At 69.1% G+C, this 19,096-nt stretch carries 13 protein-coding genes; 7 read left to right on the top strand and 6 right to left on the bottom strand.

The features are described 5' to 3' along the window. Positions 1–45: 45 nt before the first annotated feature. The 4 genes from recC to AC5P8F_RS16355 all read left to right on the top strand — a co-directional run bounded on the left by recC (position 46) and on the right by AC5P8F_RS16355 (position 9,599). Entirely contained in the window at positions 46–3,390 is a 3,345-nt protein-coding gene (recC, locus tag AC5P8F_RS16370) for an exodeoxyribonuclease V subunit gamma (RefSeq protein ID WP_495228588.1), read from the top strand. Next, positions 3,387–7,064: an exodeoxyribonuclease V subunit beta gene (gene recB / locus AC5P8F_RS16365; protein ID WP_495228586.1), complete on the top strand. Its 3,678-nt coding sequence runs from the start codon at positions 3,387–3,389 to the stop codon at positions 7,062–7,064. Before recC ends, recB begins: the two co-directional genes overlap by 4 nt. Beyond that, positions 7,061–8,941 carry an exodeoxyribonuclease V subunit alpha gene (recD, locus tag AC5P8F_RS16360; protein WP_164110133.1) on the top strand — a complete coding sequence of 627 codons (1,881 nt, stop codon included), beginning with the start codon at positions 7,061–7,063 and terminating at the stop codon, positions 8,939–8,941. Before recB ends, recD begins: the two co-directional genes overlap by 4 nt. Positions 8,942–9,071: 130 nt before the next feature. Beyond that, positions 9,072–9,599 carry a hypothetical protein gene (locus tag AC5P8F_RS16355; protein WP_053494829.1) on the top strand — a complete coding sequence of 176 codons (528 nt, stop codon included), beginning with the start codon at positions 9,072–9,074 and terminating at the stop codon, positions 9,597–9,599. A gap of 324 nt (positions 9,600–9,923) precedes the next feature. Here the strand turns inward: AC5P8F_RS16355 and AC5P8F_RS16350 are convergent, their stop codons facing one another. The 6 genes from AC5P8F_RS16350 to AC5P8F_RS16325 all read right to left on the bottom strand — a co-directional run bounded on the left by AC5P8F_RS16350 (position 9,924) and on the right by AC5P8F_RS16325 (position 15,604). Beyond that, on the bottom strand, positions 9,924–10,322 hold the full coding sequence (locus AC5P8F_RS16350) for a hypothetical protein (RefSeq protein ID WP_049405551.1): 399 nt from the start codon (positions 10,320–10,322) through the stop codon (positions 9,924–9,926). Positions 10,323–10,416: 94 nt separating this feature from the next. Beyond that, the gene (locus AC5P8F_RS16345; RefSeq protein ID WP_111205876.1) at positions 10,417–12,456 is read right to left on the bottom strand and encodes an FUSC family protein; all 2,040 of its coding nucleotides are present in this window, start codon (positions 12,454–12,456) and stop codon (positions 10,417–10,419) included. A gap of 3 nt (positions 12,457–12,459) precedes the next feature. After that, a complete protein-coding gene (locus AC5P8F_RS16340) occupies positions 12,460–13,920 on the bottom strand; it encodes an efflux transporter outer membrane subunit (protein WP_111205877.1) in 1,461 nt (486 codons plus the stop codon). Next, entirely contained in the window at positions 13,917–14,834 is a 918-nt protein-coding gene (locus AC5P8F_RS16335; RefSeq protein ID WP_049442557.1) for an efflux RND transporter periplasmic adaptor subunit, read from the bottom strand. The genes AC5P8F_RS16340 and AC5P8F_RS16335 overlap by 4 nt, the downstream gene beginning before the upstream one ends. After that, a complete protein-coding gene (locus AC5P8F_RS16330; protein WP_010487502.1) occupies positions 14,831–15,040 on the bottom strand; it encodes a DUF1656 domain-containing protein in 210 nt (69 codons plus the stop codon). The genes AC5P8F_RS16335 and AC5P8F_RS16330 overlap by 4 nt, the downstream gene beginning before the upstream one ends. 108 nt (positions 15,041–15,148) lie before the next feature. Next, positions 15,149–15,604 (bottom strand): MarR family winged helix-turn-helix transcriptional regulator, encoded by a 456-nt coding sequence (locus AC5P8F_RS16325; RefSeq protein ID WP_012481667.1) that lies wholly within the window; start codon positions 15,602–15,604, stop codon positions 15,149–15,151. 598 nt (positions 15,605–16,202) lie between these two features. Between AC5P8F_RS16325 and folE the strand changes: the two genes are divergently transcribed. The 3 genes from folE (at position 16,203) to AC5P8F_RS16310 (ending at position 19,084) form a co-directional block, all read left to right on the top strand. Further along, on the top strand, positions 16,203–16,814 hold the full coding sequence (gene folE, locus AC5P8F_RS16320; protein ID WP_004141296.1) for a GTP cyclohydrolase I FolE: 612 nt from the start codon (positions 16,203–16,205) through the stop codon (positions 16,812–16,814). Between the two features lie 112 nt (positions 16,815–16,926). Next, entirely contained in the window at positions 16,927–18,396 is a 1,470-nt protein-coding gene (locus AC5P8F_RS16315) for a DUF3375 domain-containing protein (protein ID WP_032960145.1), read from the top strand. Then, positions 18,383–19,084: a DUF4194 domain-containing protein gene (locus tag AC5P8F_RS16310; protein WP_005421303.1), complete on the top strand. Its 702-nt coding sequence runs from the start codon at positions 18,383–18,385 to the stop codon at positions 19,082–19,084. Before AC5P8F_RS16315 ends, AC5P8F_RS16310 begins: the two co-directional genes overlap by 14 nt. Positions 19,085–19,096: the final 12 nt, after the last annotated feature.

The raw sequence follows: 19,096 nt of genomic DNA, 5'->3' as shown, positions 1-19,096 counted from the left end.
GATGGGCCGGCCATTGAATACTGCCTGCCGTGCTGCACACTGTGCATGATGAGTGACCCGGGCAGCGATTTCCGCCTCTACCATTCCAACTCCCTGGACGTGCTGGCCGCGCTGCTGGCGCGCAACGTGCGTGCGCCGGTTGCGGGTCAGCCGCTGCTGGCGCCGGAGGTGGTGCTGATTCCGCAGGTGGCGATGCGGCGTTGGCTGCAAGCAACACTCGCTGCCGAATATGGCGTGGCCGCCAATCTTGAGTTCCTGACCCCGGGCGAGTTCGTTGCCCGTGCACTCAACGCCAATGTGCCCGGCGAACGCGACGACCTGGACGCGGCCGGCCTGCACTGGAAGGTGTACCAGGCACTGCGCGACCCGGCGTTGCTGGCGCAGCCACCGATGCGCGCGCTGCAGTCCTATCTTGCCGGTAGCGATGCATTGAAGCCGTGGGCGTTGGCCGGTGAACTGGCGTCGGTGTTCGAGAAGTACCAGGCCTGGCGCCGCGACTGGCTGCTGCGCTGGGAGGCCGGCGCCGACCCGGCCGACCCGCAGGCCATCCTCTGGCGCAGCATCGCCGCTGGCCACGACTACCGCGCGCGCCGCATCCAGGCTTACCTGGACCGCTTCGATGGCGCCGGCCAGCCGTTGCCGCAGGGCCTGCCACCACGCATGTCCGCGTTCGCGACGCTCAACATCTCGCCCGATGTGCTGCGGGTGATGGCCACCCAGGCGCGGGTGGGCGAGCTGCACTTCTATATGCCCACGCCGGTGCAGTCGTACTGGGGTGACCTGCAGACGCTGGCCGAGCGCCTGCGCAGCGGCGCGCCCGATCCCTTCGGTGAAGCGGCCGGTGAGAACCGCCTGCTGGAAGCCTGGGGCGCGGCCGGGCGCGATTTCATGGCGGTGCTGGGCAGTTACGAGGTGGTGCACCCGGCCGGCGAGATTGCCGCGTATTCGGATCCGGAGGACGACACCCGGCCGACGCTGGCCGAAGGTGGACTGTCCGACAGCCTGCTGCATCGCCTGCAGCGCGATCTGTTCCACCGCCGTGCGCTGCCCTCGGGCGAGCTGCGCGACGGGCTGCGCAGCGACGATCCCAGCCTGCAGGTGCATGCCTGCCATACCCGCCTGCGCGAACTGCAGGTGCTGCACGACCAGCTGCGCAGCCTGCTGCAGGACCCGCGCTTCGACCCGCCGCTGCAGGCGCGGGAGATCGCCGTGCTTGCACCGGACATCGACCCCTATGTGCCTTATCTGGAAGCCGTGTTCGGCGGCCGTGGGGGCGAGGACGAGCACATTCCCTATGCGCTGGCCGACAGCAGTCCGCTCGCCGGCGAGCCACTGGCCGACGTGTTCGTGCACCTGCTGGGCCTGCCGGTCTCGCGTTTCGGCCTGAACGAAGTGCTGGACCTGCTGGCCAGCGCGCCGCTGGCCGAAGCGGCCGGGCTGGAGGCGGTGGACTTTGATCGCCTGCATGGCTGGCTGCAGCAGGCTGGCGCACGCTGGGGCCTGGATGCGAAGCACCGCAACCAGCACCAGGCCCCGGCCGACGACGCCTACACCTGGCAGTTCGCGCTGGATCGCCTGGTGCTCGGTCATGCCACCGGCAGCGAGGCCGACCTGGCCGGTGTTGCCCCGTGGATCGAGCTGGAGGGCGGCGCATTGGACGCCCTGGACCGGCTGCTGCGCCTGTTGCGCGTGTTGGCGGTCTACCAGCGCCGCCTCGGCGAACTGCTGACGCCGGCGCAGTGGCGGCAACGCCTGCTGTCGCTGCTGGACGCGCTGCTGCCGACTGCGCCCAGTTCGCCCAACAGCCAGCGTGCCCTGGAGCGCCTGCGCAAGCTGCTCAACCAGTTCGCCGATGATGCCGCCAAGGCCGGCTTCACGGACGGGGTGCCGCCGGAGGTCGTGCGCGCGCACTTCGCCGGAGCACTGGGCGAGGCCGATACGCGCGCGCCGCTGCTGACCGGTGGCATCAGCTTTGGCCGCATGGTGCCGATGCGCCTGCTGCCGTTCCGGGTGATCTGCGTGCTCGGTCTCAATGATGGCGATTTCCCGCGCCGTGACCCGGCTGCCGGTCTCAACCAGCTTACTGCCGAGCTGGACACGCCGCGCCGCCGGCCCGGCGACCGCTCCACCCGCGAAGACGACCGCTTCCTGTTCCTGCAGCTGTTCGCCGCCGCGCAGGAGGTGTTCTACCTGAGCTACCTCGGTGCCGATCCGCGCGATGGCAGCGCGCGTGAGCCGTCGGTGCTGGTCAGTGAACTGATCGATGCCGCCGCTGCGTATCACCTCGATCCGCCTGCGGCGGTCCGCGACTTCACCGTGCGCCACGCACTGCAGCCGTTCTCTCCGGCGGCGTTCGGTGACGGTGATCCACGCCGCTTCAGCTATCGCCGCCAATGGCATCCGGCCGCCGGTCGCCTCACCGGCGCGCGCGGAGGCCTGCAGCCGTGGTTCGATGCCGCGTTGCCGCCGCTCGACGATGCGGTGGAAGACGACGTTGCACTCGATACCCTGCGCCGCTTCCTGTGCGATCCGGCCGGGCAGTTCCTGGCGCAGTCGCTGGGCCTGCGCCTGGCCGACGATGTCGAGGAGGTCGATGACCTGGAACCGCTGGTGCTGTCCTCGCGCGGGCCGGAAAAGCGCAGCGTGCAGGCGGCGGTGGTACGCGCCACGCTCAGTGGCGATACCGAGCCGTTGTATCCGCGGCTGCGCGCGCGTGGCCTGCTGCCGTCGGGCCCCCTGGGTGAGCGCCAGTTCGAGGTGGAGCAGTTGAAGACCCGCCCGTATGCCAGTGCATTGCTGGGCTGGATGCGGGGCGAGCCGCTGGAAAGCCGCCGCTATGAAGTGGAGATCGATGGCGTGCGCCTGCATGGCCGTGTGGCCGATCGACACCCCGACGGGCTGGTGCGCCTGCGCGCTGGCACCCTCAATGGCACTGCGGTGATCCGCCAGGGCCTGGATTGGCTGCTGGCCAACGCTGCCGGCGATGCCCTGCCGCTGGTGCAGTTCCATGATGGCGGCGACGCCGGTCCCGGCCCGCATGTACTGCCGGCACTGAGCGCTCCTGCTGCACGCGCGGCATTGCGCGCATTGCTGCAGTTGCGCCAACGCGGACTGCGTGAACCGCTGCGCTTTGCCCCCTACACCGGCTGGGTGCTGTACAACGCGCCGGCCGAAAAGCAGCGCAGCGAAGGCTGGAAGCAGTGGCACGGCAGCGACCGCAGTTGGGGTGAATCCAGCAGCGACGCCTGGCAGCTGCTGCTGCGCGGTGCCGATCCATTTGCCACCGACGCCGGCTATGCCGATCTGCTGCGCAACAGCCAGGTGGTCTTCAGCGCGGTGCGCGAAGGCCGCACCCTTGGCGCCGATGCACGCCAGGAGGGCAGCACATGAGCACCGCCATCGTCGATGAGGACTCCCAGCGCATGGCGGGCGATCCCTATCTGGCCCTGCCGCTGGATGGTATCCGCCTGATCGAGGCCAGCGCCGGTACCGGCAAGACCTTCACCCTGGCCACGCTGTTCACCCGCCTGGTGGTGGAGCAGGGCCTGCGCATCGGCCAGATCCTGGCGGTGACCTTCACCGATGCCGCCACCCAGGAACTGCGCAAGCGCATCCGCGAGCGCCTGTCGCTGGCCGCGCGCCTGGTCGATCTGGAACCGGCCGAGGGCGAAGCACCGGACACGAGGCTGACCCGCCAGGTGCTGCAGCGCCATCTGCAGGGGGGCACCGAGAGCGCCGCCGCACTGAAGCGCCGCCTGCAGGTGGCCGCCGATGAGATCGACCTGGCGTCGATCTTCACCATCCACGGCTTCTGCACCCGCGTGCTGCGCGAGCATGCGCTGGAGAGCGGCCATACCTTCGATCCGCCGGAACTACTGGCCAGCGACCGTGAGCTGTTGGAGGAACTGGCGGCCGATCTGTGGCGGGTGCACGCCAACGACGCGGCCACGCTGGAGCCGCTGACCTGGCTGTGGTCCAACCCGGACGCGCTGGCCACCGATCTGCGCGCGTTGCTGGCTGCGCCGCCTCTGCGCCCGTTGCCACGGCCGGTGGCGCTGGCCGATCCACAGCCGGCATTGCGGGCCGCCGCCACCGAACTGCAGCAGGCGCTGCGCGGGCATGGCGAGCAGTTCTTCATCGACCTCTGCGATGCCGTCGACAACAAGTGGATCAACGGGGTGTCCTACAAGCTGGGTTGGCTGCACACGCTGGGCCGGCAGCTGCTGGCCTGGGCCGAGCGCGGCGACCCGCGCGAGCTGCTGGCCAGCGAGCGCCTGCCGGCACTGCTGCCGGAGGTGCTGGCCGACAAGACCAACAAGAAGTTCCCCGACCGCACGCCGTCGTCGCCAGTGCAGGTGCCGTTGGCGCGCTATGTCGCGCTGCTGGCCGAACGCGATGCCTGGCTGCGTGGTACCGCGCTGAATTTCCTGCACGCGCTTCGCGCCGAAGCCATGCAGCGCCTGCAGGCGCTGAAGCGCACGCGCCGGGTGCAGACCTATGACGATCTGATCGATGGCGTGGCACTGGCCCTGGAAGGCCCGCAGCGGCTGCCGCTGGTAAGGCAGCTGCGCGCGCAGTACCGCATCGCGCTGGTCGATGAGTTCCAGGACACCGATGATCGCCAGTGGAACATCTTCCACACCGTGTTCGGCAATTCGCCGGAGGTGCGCGAACTCGGCCTGGCACCGGCGCTGTTCCTGATCGGCGATCCCAAGCAGGCGATCTACGGGTTCCGCGGCGGCGACATCCACACCTACCTGAAAGCCAAGCAGGTGGCGCAGCAGGCGCCGGTGCTGGACCAGAACTTCCGCTCGCGACCGTCAGTGCTGCGCGCGTTGCAGGCGCTGTACGACAACGGGGGTGAGGACGCCTTCCTCGAGCCTGACATCCAGTTCGAGCCGGTGCGTCCCGGTGGCGTGCGCACCGATGAGGACTATCTGCACGACGGCCACGCCGCCAAGGCACTCACCCTGCGCGTGCTGCGCAGCGGGGGTGACAAGGCGATGAGTGCCGATGCCTCGCGTGAGGCAGCGACCCAGGCCTGCGTCGCTGCGATCCACCAGGCCCTGGTCGAGGCGCGTGCGGGCAAAGCGGTGTTGCGTGGGCGCCCGGTGCAGCCTGGAGATATCGCGGTGCTGGTGCGCTCGCATCGCGAGGCCACGCTGGTGCAGCGCGCGCTGGCTGCGGTTGGCATACCCGCAGTGGCGGCGGGCAAGCAGAGCCTGTTCGCCACCAGTGAGGCACGTGATCTGCGCGCGTTGCTGCTGGCGCTGCTGCAACCGGCAGACGAAGGCCGCCTGCGTGCAGCGCTGGCCACGGTGTTGCTGGGCCAGCGGGCCAGTGCGATCGCGGCGATGGAGCGCGAGGGCGACCTGCAGCGCGGGTTCCAGGCGCAGCTGCTGCACTGGCGCGAGCGCTGGCAGCGCGGTGGTCCGTTCGCGGTGATCGCCGATGTCTGTGCCGCGCACGGCGAACGCCTGCTGGCGCTGATCGACGGCGAGCGCCGCCTGACCAACTACCTGCAACTGGGCGAACTGCTGCAGGAAGCCTCGGCGCAGGCGCTGGGCATGCATGGCCTGCTGGACTGGCTGCAGGGGCAGATGGGCAGCGCCGACCAGGATGACGAGCAGCAGTTGCTGCGCCTGGAATCGGATGCACGCCGCGTGCAGATCATCACCCTGCACAAGAGCAAGGGCCTGGAGTATCCACTGGTGTTCCTGCCCTTCGTCGGCATCGACGGCGGCGCACCGAACACCGCCTCGCACTGCACCGTGCACGTCGATGGCCAACGCCAGCTGCACTGGAAGCTGGACAGGGACGAGGCCTGGGAAGCGGCCAGCACACAGCGCGAGCGTGAGCAGCGGGCCGAGGATGCGCGCCTGCTGTATGTGGGACTGACCCGCGCCGAGCATGCGCTGTGGATCGCCGTGGGTGATCTGGCCGGGCTTGGCAAGACGCGCCTGGCGCCGCTGCTGGGCGACCTGCAGGCGCTGCGCGCGCACGCCGACGTGCACATCGATGACAGTGAGACAGTGGCCGCGCTGCCGCAGCTGGCGGCCGAAGTGGAAGGGGATCTTCCGGCAGTGCGTGCACTGACCCGGCGCGTGCCGCACGACTGGTGGGTATACAGCTTCACCCAGCTGGCGCATGCCGACGCGGGCGCTGGCAGTGATATTGAAGCCGCCGCCACCGAGCTGCCGGCGCCCGCCGCCGACGAACCCGCGGGCCCGGAACTGCCGCTGGAGCCCGCGCTGCCGGAACCCGCCGCCGTCGAAGACAGCCCGCCGGTCGACCCGCGCTTCATGGGCAGCCGCTTCGGCAACGTGCTGCACGAGGCGATGGAGAACGTCGACTTCGCTGCGTGGGGGGGCTGGCAGCCGGGCCTGGAAGCGCCCGAGGGCCAGGCCGAGGTGCTGCGCAAGGCGCTGCACGATGAAGGCTATGCCGACGTCGACCTGGACGATGGCGTGGCGGTGCTGGTGCCGTTGGTCGGCCACACGCTCACCGTGCCACTGCCCGAGGGCGGTGCGCTGCACAGCCTGGGCGAAGGCGAGCGGCGCGCGGAAATCGACTTCCATTTCGCCATCGAACCGACCACGGTACCGGCGCTGTTGCAGCTGCTGCATGCACATGGGGTTTCCAGTGCGCGTCGCGGCTTCGGCCAGCGCCGCCGCCTGGAAGGGCTGATGACCGGCATGATCGACCTGACCTACGTGCGCGACGGGCGCTGGTACGTGCTCGACTACAAATCCAACCGGCTGCCCGGCTACAGTCCGGACCTGCTGGCCATTGCCATGCGCCACAGCGAGTACGACCTGCAGGCGCTGATCTATACCGTGGCCCTGCATCGCTGGCTGCGCTTCCGTCTGGGCGCGGCCTACGATTACGAGCGCGACATGGGGGGCATCCGCTACCTGTTCTGCCGCGGCCTGGATGCAGCCGGCAACGGCGTGCATGTGGACCGCTTCCCGTTCGCGCTGGTGGATGCACTCGACGCGCTGTTCGCAGGTGGCGAGCAGGCCCAGGCCGAACTGGCCGCACGTGCCCGTGGGGCCAGCGCATGAGCCTGCTGAAGGAACTGCACCAGAAGGGCCTGCTGCGCACCCTCGATCACGCGTTGGCGACCAGCCTGCAGCGGTTGCGCGACGACACGCCGGACAGTGTGGCGCTGGCGGCCGCGCTCGCCTCGCTGGCGGTGTCGCAGGGCCACGCCGGGTTTGATCCGGCACAGCCGCAGCGGTTGCTGGACGGCGTGCCCGAGTGGCCTGCCGCGCAGGACTGGCTGGCGCAGCTGCGCGCATCGCCCTGGGTAGCGACGCCGGAGCAGGCCGATGCCATCGCCGAGGATGCGCCGCTGGTGCTGGAGAACGGCCTGCTCTACCTGCGCCGCTATCGCGAGTACGAGCGGCAGTTGGCGGCCGGGCTGCAGCGCATCGGCCGGCATCCGCTGCCGGCACCGGACATGGCCGCGCTGGCACCGTTGTTCGCGCAGCTGTTCCCGCAGGCACTGGGCAGCGAGGATCACCAGGCACGCGCCGCCGGCGTGACCCTGCGCCATCCGCTGGCGCTGGTCACCGGCGGTCCCGGCACCGGCAAGACCACCACCATCGCGCGGCTGTTGCTGCTGCTGGCCGCACAGGCCCGGCACGCTGGCCAGCCGCTGCCCGAGGTGGCGCTGGCCGCGCCCACCGGGCGCGCCGCCGAACGCATGGCCGAGAGCCTGCGGCTGGCCGTGCAGCGCCTGCAGGAGCACGGCGTGGACCCGGCGCTGTGCGCGGCACTGCCCAGTTCCGGCACCACCCTGCATCGCCTGCTCGGCGTGATCCCGGATTCGCCGCGCTTCCGCCACCACGCCGACAATCCGCTGCCGGTGGACGTGGTGGTGGTCGACGAAGCCTCGATGATCGATCTGCCGATGATGGCCAAGCTGGTCGACGCGATCGCCAGCGGCACCCGCCTGATCCTGCTTGGCGACCCCGATCAGTTGCCCTCGGTCGAAGCCGGTGATGTGCTCAGCGCGATCCTGCGCGCCAGCGGTGATGGCATCGGCACCCGCGCCGATGATGCGCAGGCACTGCAGGGTCTGTTGGCACCGGCCACGTTGCAGCCGCAGGCCACGCCGCGCGCCTTCGCCGGCCGCCGCGTGCAGCTGCAACGTGGTTACCGGCAAAGCGATGCGCTGGACCTGGCACCACTGGCGCATGCCGTGCGCGAAGGCGACAGCAGCACCGCATTGCAGCTGCTGCGCGGTGGGTCGCTGGCAGGCGTGCATTTCCACGAAGGCGAGGCCGATCCATTGCGCGGCCAGCGCGAGCACCTGCTGGGCCACTGGCGTGCACTGGCCGACGCGGCCGATCCAGCGCTTGCCCTGCAGCAGGCCGGGCGCCTGCGCGTGCTGACCGCGCTGCGCGAAGGCCCGCAGGGTGCGCGCGGGCTCAACAGCCGCATCGAACAGCTGCTGGCCGGCAACACCCCGGGCTACTTCCAGGGCCGCCTGCTGCTGGTCACCGAGAACAGCTACCGGCACCGCCTGTTCAACGGCGATATCGGCATCTGCCTGCGCGATGGCAGTGGCGCGATGGTGGCCTGGTTCCCCGGCGACACCGTCGAGCAGCCGCGCGCCTTCCACCCGGCCGCACTGCCCGCGCACGAAAGCGCCTTTGCGATGACCGTGCACAAGGCACAGGGCTCGGAGTTCGATGAAGTGTGGTTGCAGCTGCCACGGCAGGACAGCCGTGTGCTGTCGCGCGAACTGGTCTACACCGGCCTGACCCGCGCCCGCCAGGTGCTGCATGTGGCGGGCAGCGCAGAGGTGCTGCAGGCCGCATTGAAACGCCACGCCAGCCGGTTGGGTGGCCTGGCCTGGCGGCTGGGTGCGGAAGCGGTGGCCGAAGCACCGGCGCGCCTCGAACAGCCCACGGTGCAGGGCCAGTTGTTCTGAATCGGGGTCGGATCCCGTTCCCACCGGGAACGGGCTCTGACCCCATCGCCCCGATGTCGCATTTGCCCTTTGATGACGCCGCCGGCGCTACCTATCCTGCGTTGCTACCCCACGACACAGGAGCCGGCGCATGGCCCTAATCGCCTTGGATGATCCCCGCTGGGCCGAACTACAGCATGCCTACGGGGCTGCGGATGACATTCCGGAGCTGCTGGCGAATCTGAGTATTCCGAAGGGTGAAAGAGCGGACGACGATCCCATTGAAGATACCTGGGAGGAACTTTGGAGCAGCTTGTGCCATCAAGGGGATGTCTACAGCGCTTCGTTTGCGGCTGTGCCGCACATTGTTGACATGCTTCTGCAGCAGCCAGAGCTCTTGATGTTTGACTTTGTTGGGCTGCCGGTCAAGATCGAAGTCGAGCGGCGGGAAGCTGGAATCTCAATTCCTGAATCCGTGGAGCCTCAGTACTCAGAAGCGCTTCAGAACCTTGCATGCTTCGCCGCAAGCGTAATCCTCGATAAACATGACAAGAGTATGAGTTCAGCGTTGCTGACAGCGCTTGCCCTGGCCCATGAGAACACGGGTGTCGCGCGGATGCTTGGGCAGATAACCGCTTACGAGGCTGATGAAGCGGTCGATCTGTTCCTGAATCGCTAGCCAGAAGCAGTCGAGCATGGCTCGACTCTACAAAAGCGTACTTCGATCATTTCCAAGTTCATCCACGCATGGCGTGGATCTACCGTGTCGACCAAGGTCGACACCCACCAGAGCAGAACGCCGTGCCGACAGATCGCAGGAAACTGTCGAAGGCGGGGTGGGTCCGGGTGCGGGGGCGTGAGCCGCATGGATGCGGCGACCGAGCTTACAGGGACGTACTTGCAGCGCCCCCCGCAGCCGGACCCGCCCCGCCAACCCACGGATAGCGCGCATTTGACGTTGCCGTTGATTCGGCAGGTGCAGGGCGCAGCCCTGCCGCCACACCTATTCCGCGATCAACACCAGCCCATCCGGGAACACGATCGCCGCTTCGTCGGCACTCACATCGAAGAAGCCCACGCCGTGCTTTTCGGCCAGGTCCTGCACGCGGCCATGCGCACGCTCGGCCACCGAATAGGCAAACGCACCGTAGATCACCTGCTGGCCGATGCTGTACTCGGTCACCTCGGCGCGGTCGTCATCATCGTTGCTCAATGGGCCGTTCAACGGCGGGAAGTCCTGCGCCATCTCCGCGAACCACGCCTGCAGCGCCGCGCTGCTGACTGCCGGGTCGTCGTACTCGTGGCGCTCGTTCCACTGCGTCTGCTTTTCGAACCAGGCGATGAAGGCTGCCGCCTCGCGTGGCGCGGCGCTGGCCTCGAACACCATCATGTCGTAACTCATTGGAGCTTCCTGTGCAGAGCAGGGGTCAGAGCCTTCGCTCGCGGCGAAGGATCCGACCCCGGCAACGAGGTCTGTGGCTGCACAGGGTATCGCGCTACGGCTGTTCGGCTGCACTCATGGCCAGGCCCGGCGCCAGCGCCTTCGCCTCCGGGAACAGCGCGAAGCGCAGGCCGATCAGGCCCATCAGCGCCTCGTCGCGTGCCTTGCAGGCGGCTACGCTGCCGACCCGTCCCAGCGAGGTATCCAGCCGCTCGCGCAATGCGTCGGCCGCCACCATCGGCTTGCGTGCGGCAATCTGCCGCCGGTAGTGCACGGCGACCTCCTCAAGAATGTGCTCGACCGCCTCGCGGCTGCGCTCGGGCAGTTCCAGCCGCGCGCGGCGCAGCTGCAGGATGTTCAGGCCGATGCGTGCTTCATTGAGCATGTCCACCGAAGCGATGTCGCTGCCCTCCGGCGTCGCCGCCAGGCGCGGCGCGAGCAGGCCCAGCAGGTCGAGCATGCGTGCGGCGAAGCGCTGGCGGTCCTGCTGGCCGCGCCCTTCGGCGGCCTCGGCCAGCGTAGTCCAGCCCTGCCGCACCAGCCGGCGCGCGGTCCACTCGGCACCCACCGAACGGAACAGGCGGGTCATCACCACCGCAAAGCCAATGCCGATGAACATCGCGATCGACGAGTTGAGGAAGGTCTGGATGTTGGCGCTGTAGGTGTTCTGCAGGCTCAGCAGCGCGGCCAGGTTCACCGTCAGCGGCAGTGCGAACAGCGCGCTCTTGGGGTGGTGGAGCATCAGCCCCAGCGGCAGGAACGCCACCGCCAGCACCAGCGCCAGCAAGCCGAAGTCGTGCACGGCCGGGAACACGCCGAACAGGTACACGCCGGCCACCACCGAGGCGACCATGGCCCACACCAGGAACGACACCATGCTCGGTGCCGGGTCGTCCTGCGCGGCGAAGAACGCCGCCGTCACGGCCGCCATCATCGCGCCGTTGCCACCGCCCTCCCAACCCAGCGCGATCCACAGCACGCAGTAGCTCATCAGTGCCACGCCGGCACTGAGCGCGGAGAACAGCGCCATGCCGTAGTCGACGTGCTTGTCGGCGGCCACGCGTTCGGTACGGATGCGGTAATGCGCGCGGTCCAGCGGCGCGGTGCCGTGGTCGATGGCGTGCTGCAGGGTGCGGCAGTCCTGCCACAGGTCCACCAGTTCCTCCAGGCGCAGCAGCAGGCTGGCCAGCTGCAGATGCTGCAGGTCGCGGTCCACCTGCGGCTTCAGGGCACTGATGCGCGCGCGCAGGCGGGCGTATTCACTGGCGTTGGTTGGGCCATCCAGCCAATCGTGGATGTCATCGACCAGCGCCGGCAGCCCTTCGGGCAGGGCTTGGCCGTCGCTGCGCAGCGCACTCAGGCGATCGGCAATCGAGGACAGCACTGGCAACAGCAGCAGCATGCGCTCACGCAGGCGCTCCATCGACACCGCAGACCCGGCATGGCGCGGATCATCGCGGCGCAGGAATTCGATCAGTGCCTCGAACTGCACCAGGTCGGCGGCCAGCCGGTTGCGCGGCGCGTGCGCGCGTCCACGTTCAAGGATCTGCCGGCACCACTGCGCGGCGTCCTCCATCCAGTTGCCGATGCGCGCGCGCAGCATCGGGCGTACCGAGGCCGGGAACAGCAGCGAAGCGGCCAGCACCGCCACGACCGTGCCGAGGATGATCTCCTCGCTGCGTGCCACCACCGTGTCGAAGATGGTCTCCGGCGAAGTCACCGCAGGGAAACCGATGAAGGCGGTGGTGTAGCCGGCCAGCAGGAACGCGTAGCCGCGCGGGCCGCGGTTGAGCAGGGCCATGAACAGGCAGCCGGCCAGCCAGATCGACATGGCCGCGCTCAGCACCAGCGGCGTCTCCACCAGCGCCGGCAGCACCAGCAGGGTGGCCAGGCCGGCCACCAGGGTGCCGACGATGCGGTACACGCCCTTGGCCCGGGTCGGGCCCAGCAGCGGCTGGCTGACGATGTACACCGTGCCCATCGCCCAGTACGGGCGCGACAGGTTGCCGGCCATGGCGATGTACAGCGCGGCCACTGCGGCCAGGTAGGTCTTGATCGAGAACAGCCAGGCCTGGCGGTCGGTCAGCGCGTTCATGGTTTACTTCGCTGCGGTCGAGGCGTTGGGCGCGGTGGCGCTTGCCTGCCAGCCACCGCCCAGCACCAGGAACAGATGGATCTGGTCGCGCGAGACCTGCGCTTCGGCGGCCGCCAGGGTGGCATCGCTGGTGGCCAGGCTGCGGTCGGCATCCAGGCTGGACAGGTACGGCGTGCGGCCACCCTGGTACAGCCGGCGGTTCTGCTCGGCGGCCAATGCGGCCTGTTCCTGCGCAGTGCGCAGCGACTGCAGCCGGCGCAGGTCCTGCGCGTAGCGGTCCAGCGCGGTCTGGGTCTCGCGCAGCGCTTGCAGCACGGTGTGGTCGAACTCGGCCAGGGCCGCATCGGCGCCCGCTTCGGCAGCGTGGATGCGTGCGTGCGTGCCGGACGACGGCAGCGTCCACGAGATCAGCGGGCCGATCGACCACTGCTGGGTCATCGGCGTGCCGAAATCCTCCAGCAGGCCGGCGGCACCGAGCGAGGCCCCCAGGCGGATGTCCGGATACATCTCAGCGGTGGCGACGCCAATCCGCGCGGTGGCCGAAGCCAGCTTGCGTTCGGCCTGGCGCACGTCCGGGCGGCGCTGCAGCAGTGCACGGCCATCACCGACCGGCAGCGGCTGCGCCAGGCCGGGGGCGTGTGCACAGTCGATCACGCCGGCCGGCAGCTGGCCCGGGGTCTGCCCGAGCAGGGCGGCCAGCGAATAGGCGGCCGCGGAACGCTGCGCGCGCAGCGGCGGCAGCGCGGCTTCCAGCAGCGCGACCTGGGCATTGGCGCGGGCCAGTTCCGGCGGCGTGCCACGGCCAGCCGCGATCAGGCGCTCGGTGACCGTACGGCTGCGTTGCTGCAGCTGCAGCGAATGTTCGGCCACGTGCAGCTCGTGGTTGGCGTGGCAGATTTCCAGATAGCTGTCGGCCACCTGCGCGACCACGCTGACCTGGGCCAGGTCGCGCGCGGCAGCAACGGACTGCTCGTCGGCACGCGCTGCCTCGGCGCCGCGCTTGAGCTTGCCGAACAGGTCGAACTGGTAGCTGACCGCGAACTTGCCATCGGCCAGGTTGATCACCGGCAGCTCGTGCTCCTGCAGGAACGATTCGGCCGACAGCTGCGCGCGGCTGACCCCGGCCTCGGCCTCGTACTCGAAGCCACCGGCGTCCAGCGCCTGCTCGTACACCGCCGCGGCACGGCGCAGGTGTGCATCGGCGGCCTTCAGCTCGACGTTGTCACGCAGCGCCTGCGTGATCAGGCCGTCCAGCACCGGGTCGTTGTACAGCGACCACCAGCGGTCGGGCAGCGCCTGGTTGGCGGCCACCTGCGGGTTCTGCGTATCGATGAAGGCCGCATTGGCCTGCGGGCGCTTGAAGGCCGAGCCTTCCGGCAGGGCGTAATCCGGGCCGACGGTCTTGCAGGCCGCCAGGCTGGCCAGCGCAACGATCAGGCCGAGACGGGGCAGGGCGGCGTTCACAGGCCCGCCTGTGTCGGCGCAGTGCCGGCCTTGTCGTTGTGCGGATGGCGGCCGGTGTCCACGGTCACCGTGGCGGTACGGCCGGCGATCAGTTCCACGCCCTTGGGTACTTCGTCGATGGCGATGCGCACCGGAATGCGTTGTGCCAGCCGCACCCAGTCGAAGGCCGGGGTCACGTTCGGCAGCAGGGTGCTGCCGTTGCTGCGGTAGCGGTCTTCGATGCCGGCGGCGATGCTCTCCACATGGCCACGCAGCGGGGCCGACTCGCCCATCAGGCGGATGTCCACGCGCTGCCCCGGGGCCACGCCGCGCAGGCGGGTTTCCTCGAAGTAGCCATCGATGCGGAACGAGCCGGTATCCAGCAGCGCCAGCACCGGCTTGCCGGCTACCACGTAGTCGCCCACGCGCAGGGTGCGGTCGTTGACCCGGCCATCGGCCGGTGCGCGCACTTCGGTGCGGCCCAGGTTGAGCTCGGCCAGGTCGACCGCCGCCTGTGCGGTGGCCAGCGCAGCCTGTGCGGCCTGCAGCTTGGCGCGGCGCACTTCGGCGTCCTCGGCGGCGACCAGGTCCTGCAGGCTGCGGTCACGGCCGATCTCGCGGCGCAGCTGCGCCACCGATGCCTGGCGCTCGGCCAGGTTGGCGCGGGCCTGCTCCAGCGCGATGCGGTAGCGGGCGCGGTCGACCACGAACAGCAGGTCACCCTTCTTCACCGCCTGGTTGTCGGCCACCTGCACCGTTTCCACCAGCCCGGACACGTCCGGCGCCACCTGCACCACGTCGGCGCCGACATGGGCATCGCGGGTCCACGGCTCATCCATGTAATAGACCCACAGCTGGCGCAGCACCAGCAGGGCGATGATCACGGCTGCGCTGGTGAGCAGCACCGGCAGGGTCTTCTTCACGATCTTGTTCACGATTGCATCCAACGCAGGAGGTGGAACAGCAGGCCAAGCACGATCCCGTACAGGGCCAGGTTGAACAGCGCCGGGTGCCATACGTGGCGATAGGCGCCGGCACGCTGCAGCAGCGCGTGCAGGCCGCTGTTGACCAGGTAGGCCAACAACATCAGCCCGAGCAGGGTCGGGACGAACACTCCGTGGAGACTGAATTCACCGGGCATCGGTAGGGGCGGGGGCGAGGTGGGGGAGGGGAGGAACAACGAGACAACGGCAACGGGTAAAAGCCGCTGGCGTGTGCACGGCAGCGGCGGTATTCGGGGGCAGCGGTCTTACGTGATGCGGTCGGCGGCCTCGGCCAGCAGGCGCCATGCCTTCAGCACGGCGTGCAGTTCATCCATGGAAAGCTCGCCGAACACGTCCTGGCGCAGGCCGATCAACTGGTCTTCCAGCTCGCTGACCAGCGCATGGCCCGCGTCGGTCAGCCACAGCAGGTTGGCGCGGCGGTCGCTGGCGTCGCTCTCGCGGCGGACCAGGTCGCTGGCGCACAGCTTGTCCAGCAGGCGCACCAGGGAAGGACCCTCCATGCCCAGCTGCTGGGCCAGCGCCACCTGGCGGATGCCACCGCCGGAGCGGCCGATCATCAGCAGGGGCATGGTGCAGGCGGTGGAGATGCCGTAGCTGCCGAGCCGGCTGTCGGCCAGGCGCTGCCACTGCCGCCCTGCGTACAGCAGGCCGGAGCTGAGCTGCATCTGCAGCACGGTGCGCTCGTCGAGGGGTCGGTCCATAAGAGATAGATAGGATACTACTAATTTCATTCCTATCAATAGGTATTGCTGAATGGGTGGGTAGGAATACTGAGGAAAGCGTTGCGCCCGCTTGGTGTCGGGTGGGGCAGCGGGGGGCGGACGGTGCAGGACACGCCGCAAGTACGTCCCTGTAGGCTCGGCCACGGCATCCATGCCGTGGACGGTCCTGCCCCGCCCGGCCCCGCTGCCCTCCCATCACCCCGCGAGCGCGGTGGGTTGGCTCTTTAAAGGCAGGAGCAGTGCGGACCAACGGCCCGCACCCACCGCAGCAGCGGCCCGCGGTGCTTCAGAAGCCATGAACCCCCGCTTTTGCCCCCGCTTTCGGGCGGTCCGGCCGCGCCCGCAGGAAACCGTCGGAGAGGGGGAGGGGCAGGCCGGGCAGGACCGTCCACGGCATGGATGCCGTGGCCGAGCCTACAGGGACGTACTTGCGGCGTGTCCTGCCCGGCCTGCCCCTTCCCCCTCTCGCTCAGCAGCAACGAGGCGCCGGAAGAACCCCCCGATGAACCGTCCCAACAGGACGACCCACCCCCCGGTCGGGTACGATGCTCGCCCCCCGTTCGGGACGCTGTACGCAATGAGCAAGAACAACGAAAAGGCCGCCCCGCAGGGCGACGTGACCCAGGACCAGGCCGAGGATGCCGTGCGCACCCTGCTGCGCTGGGCCGGTGAGGACCCGTCCCGCGAAGGCCTGCTGGATACCCCCCGCCGTGTCGCCGAAGCCTATGGCGACTGGTTCAGCGGTTACCGCGACGACCCGCGCGCCTACATGGAGCGGACCTTCGAGGAAGTGGCCGGCTACGACGAACTGATCGTCCTGCGTGACATCGAGTACGAAAGCCACTGCGAGCACCACATGGCGCCGATCATCGGCCGCGTCCACGTCGGCTACCTGCCGGCCGGCAAGGTGGTGGGCATCAGCAAGCTGGCCCGCGTCGTCGAAGCCTACGCCCGCCGTTTCCAGGTGCAGGAGAAGATGACCGCGCAGATCGCCCAGTGCATCCAGGATGTGCTGCAGCCGATCGGCGTCGGTGTGGTCGTCGAAGGTGCCCACGAATGCATGACCACCCGCGGCATCCACAAGCGCGGCGTCAGCATGGTCACCTCGAAGATGCTGGGCAGCTTCCGCGACGACGCGCGTACCCGCGCCGAGTTCCTGCGCTTCATCGAAGTGGGCGGCAAGCGCTGAGCCGCTTGACCGCACTGCGCCGGCCTCTGCGGGCCGGCATGCCCACGGCTGCCCGCGCGGCCGCCGCGGGCGGCTGCTCGTCCCCGCCAGCCCTCATGACTCCTTTCGCTGCATGAAGCACCGCGAACGCATCTCCCGTTACCGCCATCTGCGCGAACAGCCCCAGTGGAAGCTGCTTGCCGCCGACCACGCCCCGGAAATCATCGGCCTGCTGCAGGGGCTGCTGATGGACGGCGAGCGCACGCTGCCGTCGTCGGTGCTCAACGAGCGCCTGCAGCGTGCGCTGGACCAGCTCAACGGCGACGAACTGTCGCGTGAGCTGCCGCGTACCGCGCAGGCCTACATCGCGCACTGGCTGGCCCAGGGCTGGCTGGAACGCCGCCTGCCCGAAGGCGCCGACCAGGAGCAGTACGAGCTGTCGACTGCGGCACTGCAGGCCATCCGCTTCGCCGATGGTCTTGAGCAGGCGCGCGTGGCCGCCACCGAAAGCCGCCTGGCGCTGGTCATCGAACAGCTCTCGCAGTTGGCCGCGCAGACCGAGTCCGACCCGGATGCACGCCTGTCAGCACTGCGCGACGAGCGCGACCGCATCGACGCCGAGATCGCCCGCGTCGGTGCCGGCCGCGTGGTCGCGCTGGATGGCAAGCGCGCGCTGGAGCGTGCGCGCCAGATCATCGGCCTGGCCGACGAGCTGACCGAGGATTTCCGTCGCGTGCGCGACGATTTCGAGCAGCTCAACCGCGACTTCCGCGAACGCATCATCGACGACGAGGGCGAGCGCGGCGATGTGCTGTCGCAGCTGTTCGAAGGCGTGGATGTGATCGGCGAGAGCGATGCCGGTCGCAGCTTCCAGGCCTTCTGGCGCCTGCTCAACGACGCCGAACAGAGCGCCCAGCTCGATGCCGCGCTGGAAGCGGTGCTGGCGCGTGGCTTCGCCCGCCGCCTGGACCGCAATGAACGCAACTTCCTGCGTGGCTTCACCAGCACCATGCTCGAGCGCGGTGGCCAGGTGCACGACGTGCTGCAGAATTTCGCGCGCAGCCTGCGTGGCTTCGTGCAGAGCCGTGGCTATCTGGAACAGCGCCGCCTCAACCAGCTGCTGAAGCAGGCGCAGTCCGAAGCGCTGGCCCTGCGCGACGAATTCCCCGCACAACGCGGCATCGGCCGCGACCTGCAGCTGACCACCAGCCGCCTGCGCTCGTGGTCGCAGTGGAAGCTGCACGATCCGCGCAGCGCCCAGGTCGATGGCAACGTCGAGTACAACGACGCCGCAGCCATCAGCCTGGAGAGCGTCGGTGACCTGGTCGCTTCGTCTGAAATCGACTTCCGCACCCTGCGCCGCGACCTGCACGACCTGCTCGATGCACAGCCGCGGCTCAGCATCGCCCAGGCACTGTCGCAGCGCGAAGCACCGCAGGGGCTCGGCAGCGTCATCGGCTACCTGTCGCTGGGCACGCGCTTCGGCAACGTGATCGCTGGTGAGCAGGAGCTTGCCGAATGGCGTGGTGGCGACGGCCAGGTCCGTCGCGCCCGCATCCCGCTGGTTTGGTTCACCCAGGAGAGACGCCATGAGCTGGCATGAAGATCCCATCGACGCACCGCAGGCCGACGTGGCGGAAGACGCCTACGAAGCCGAACCGGTGGCGGCCGTGGCGCAGCCCCGCCGTGGCAATGACGTGTATTACCTCGGCGACACCGGGCGCCTGCCGCTGGATGCACGCCGCGCGCTGTGCCAGCTGCTGATCGGCCCCAGCATCGACCAGCTGCGCCACGCCAAGCTGTGGCCGGCACTGATCCGCAGCGAGGCGGCCATCCGCTCCTCGCTGGCGGACCTGTTCCTGGAACTGGTGCTCGACCGTGACAGCGGCGTGGCCTTCACCCGCCAGGCCGATACCGAAGACGTGGATGCGCCGGTGCTGCTGCGCACCTCGCCGCTGACCTTCATCGATTCGGTGCTGCTGCTGTACCTGCGCCAGCAGCTGGCCGAGGCCGATGCGCGCGGCAACCGCGCGGTGGTCGCCGACGCCGAGATGGCCGAAGCGCTGGCCATCTACGAGAAGAACCTGTCCACCGACCGCGCCGGCTTCAACCGCCGTGTCGCCTCGGCGGTGCAGAAGATGAAGGACAACCACATCCTGACCCGCCTCAGCGGCCAGGAAGACCGCCACGAAGTCTCGCCGGCGCTGAAGCTGCTGTTCTCCGCCGAAGACGTATCCCAGCTTTCGGCGGTCTACCGCCAGCTGCGTGAAACCCCGGCCGCCGAGGCCTGAGAGACCCGACCA

The sequence above is a fragment of the Stenotrophomonas sp. YJH_SMC_69 genome (genome assembly GCF_059370495.1).
The sequence above is the reverse complement of the archived record's forward strand: the minus strand, read 5'-3'. Positions and strand labels throughout refer to the sequence as shown.

What these genes read in the sequence shown, in the direction of transcription:
- AC5P8F_RS16355 (WP_053494829.1), top strand. Translation starts at nt 9,072, where the DNA reads ATGGCCCTAATCGCCTTGGATGATCCCCGCTGGGCCGAACTACAGCAT.
- AC5P8F_RS16315 (WP_032960145.1), top strand. Translation starts at nt 16,927, where the DNA reads ATGAAGCACCGCGAACGCATCTCCCGTTACCGCCATCTGCGCGAACAG.
- AC5P8F_RS16310 (WP_005421303.1), top strand. Translation starts at nt 18,383, where the DNA reads ATGAGCTGGCATGAAGATCCCATCGACGCACCGCAGGCCGACGTGGCG.
- AC5P8F_RS16350 (WP_049405551.1), bottom strand. Translation starts at nt 10,322, where the DNA reads ATGAGTTACGACATGATGGTGTTCGAGGCCAGCGCCGCGCCACGCGAG.
- recD (WP_164110133.1), top strand. Translation starts at nt 7,061, where the DNA reads ATGAGCCTGCTGAAGGAACTGCACCAGAAGGGCCTGCTGCGCACCCTC.
- recB (WP_495228586.1), top strand. Translation starts at nt 3,387, where the DNA reads ATGAGCACCGCCATCGTCGATGAGGACTCCCAGCGCATGGCGGGCGAT.
- folE (WP_004141296.1), top strand. Translation starts at nt 16,203, where the DNA reads ATGAGCAAGAACAACGAAAAGGCCGCCCCGCAGGGCGACGTGACCCAG.
- AC5P8F_RS16325 (WP_012481667.1), bottom strand. Translation starts at nt 15,604, where the DNA reads ATGGACCGACCCCTCGACGAGCGCACCGTGCTGCAGATGCAGCTCAGC.
- AC5P8F_RS16330 (WP_010487502.1), bottom strand. Translation starts at nt 15,040, where the DNA reads ATGCCCGGTGAATTCAGTCTCCACGGAGTGTTCGTCCCGACCCTGCTC.
- AC5P8F_RS16345 (WP_111205876.1), bottom strand. Translation starts at nt 12,456, where the DNA reads ATGAACGCGCTGACCGACCGCCAGGCCTGGCTGTTCTCGATCAAGACC.
- recC (WP_495228588.1), top strand. Translation starts at nt 46, where the DNA reads ATGATGAGTGACCCGGGCAGCGATTTCCGCCTCTACCATTCCAACTCC.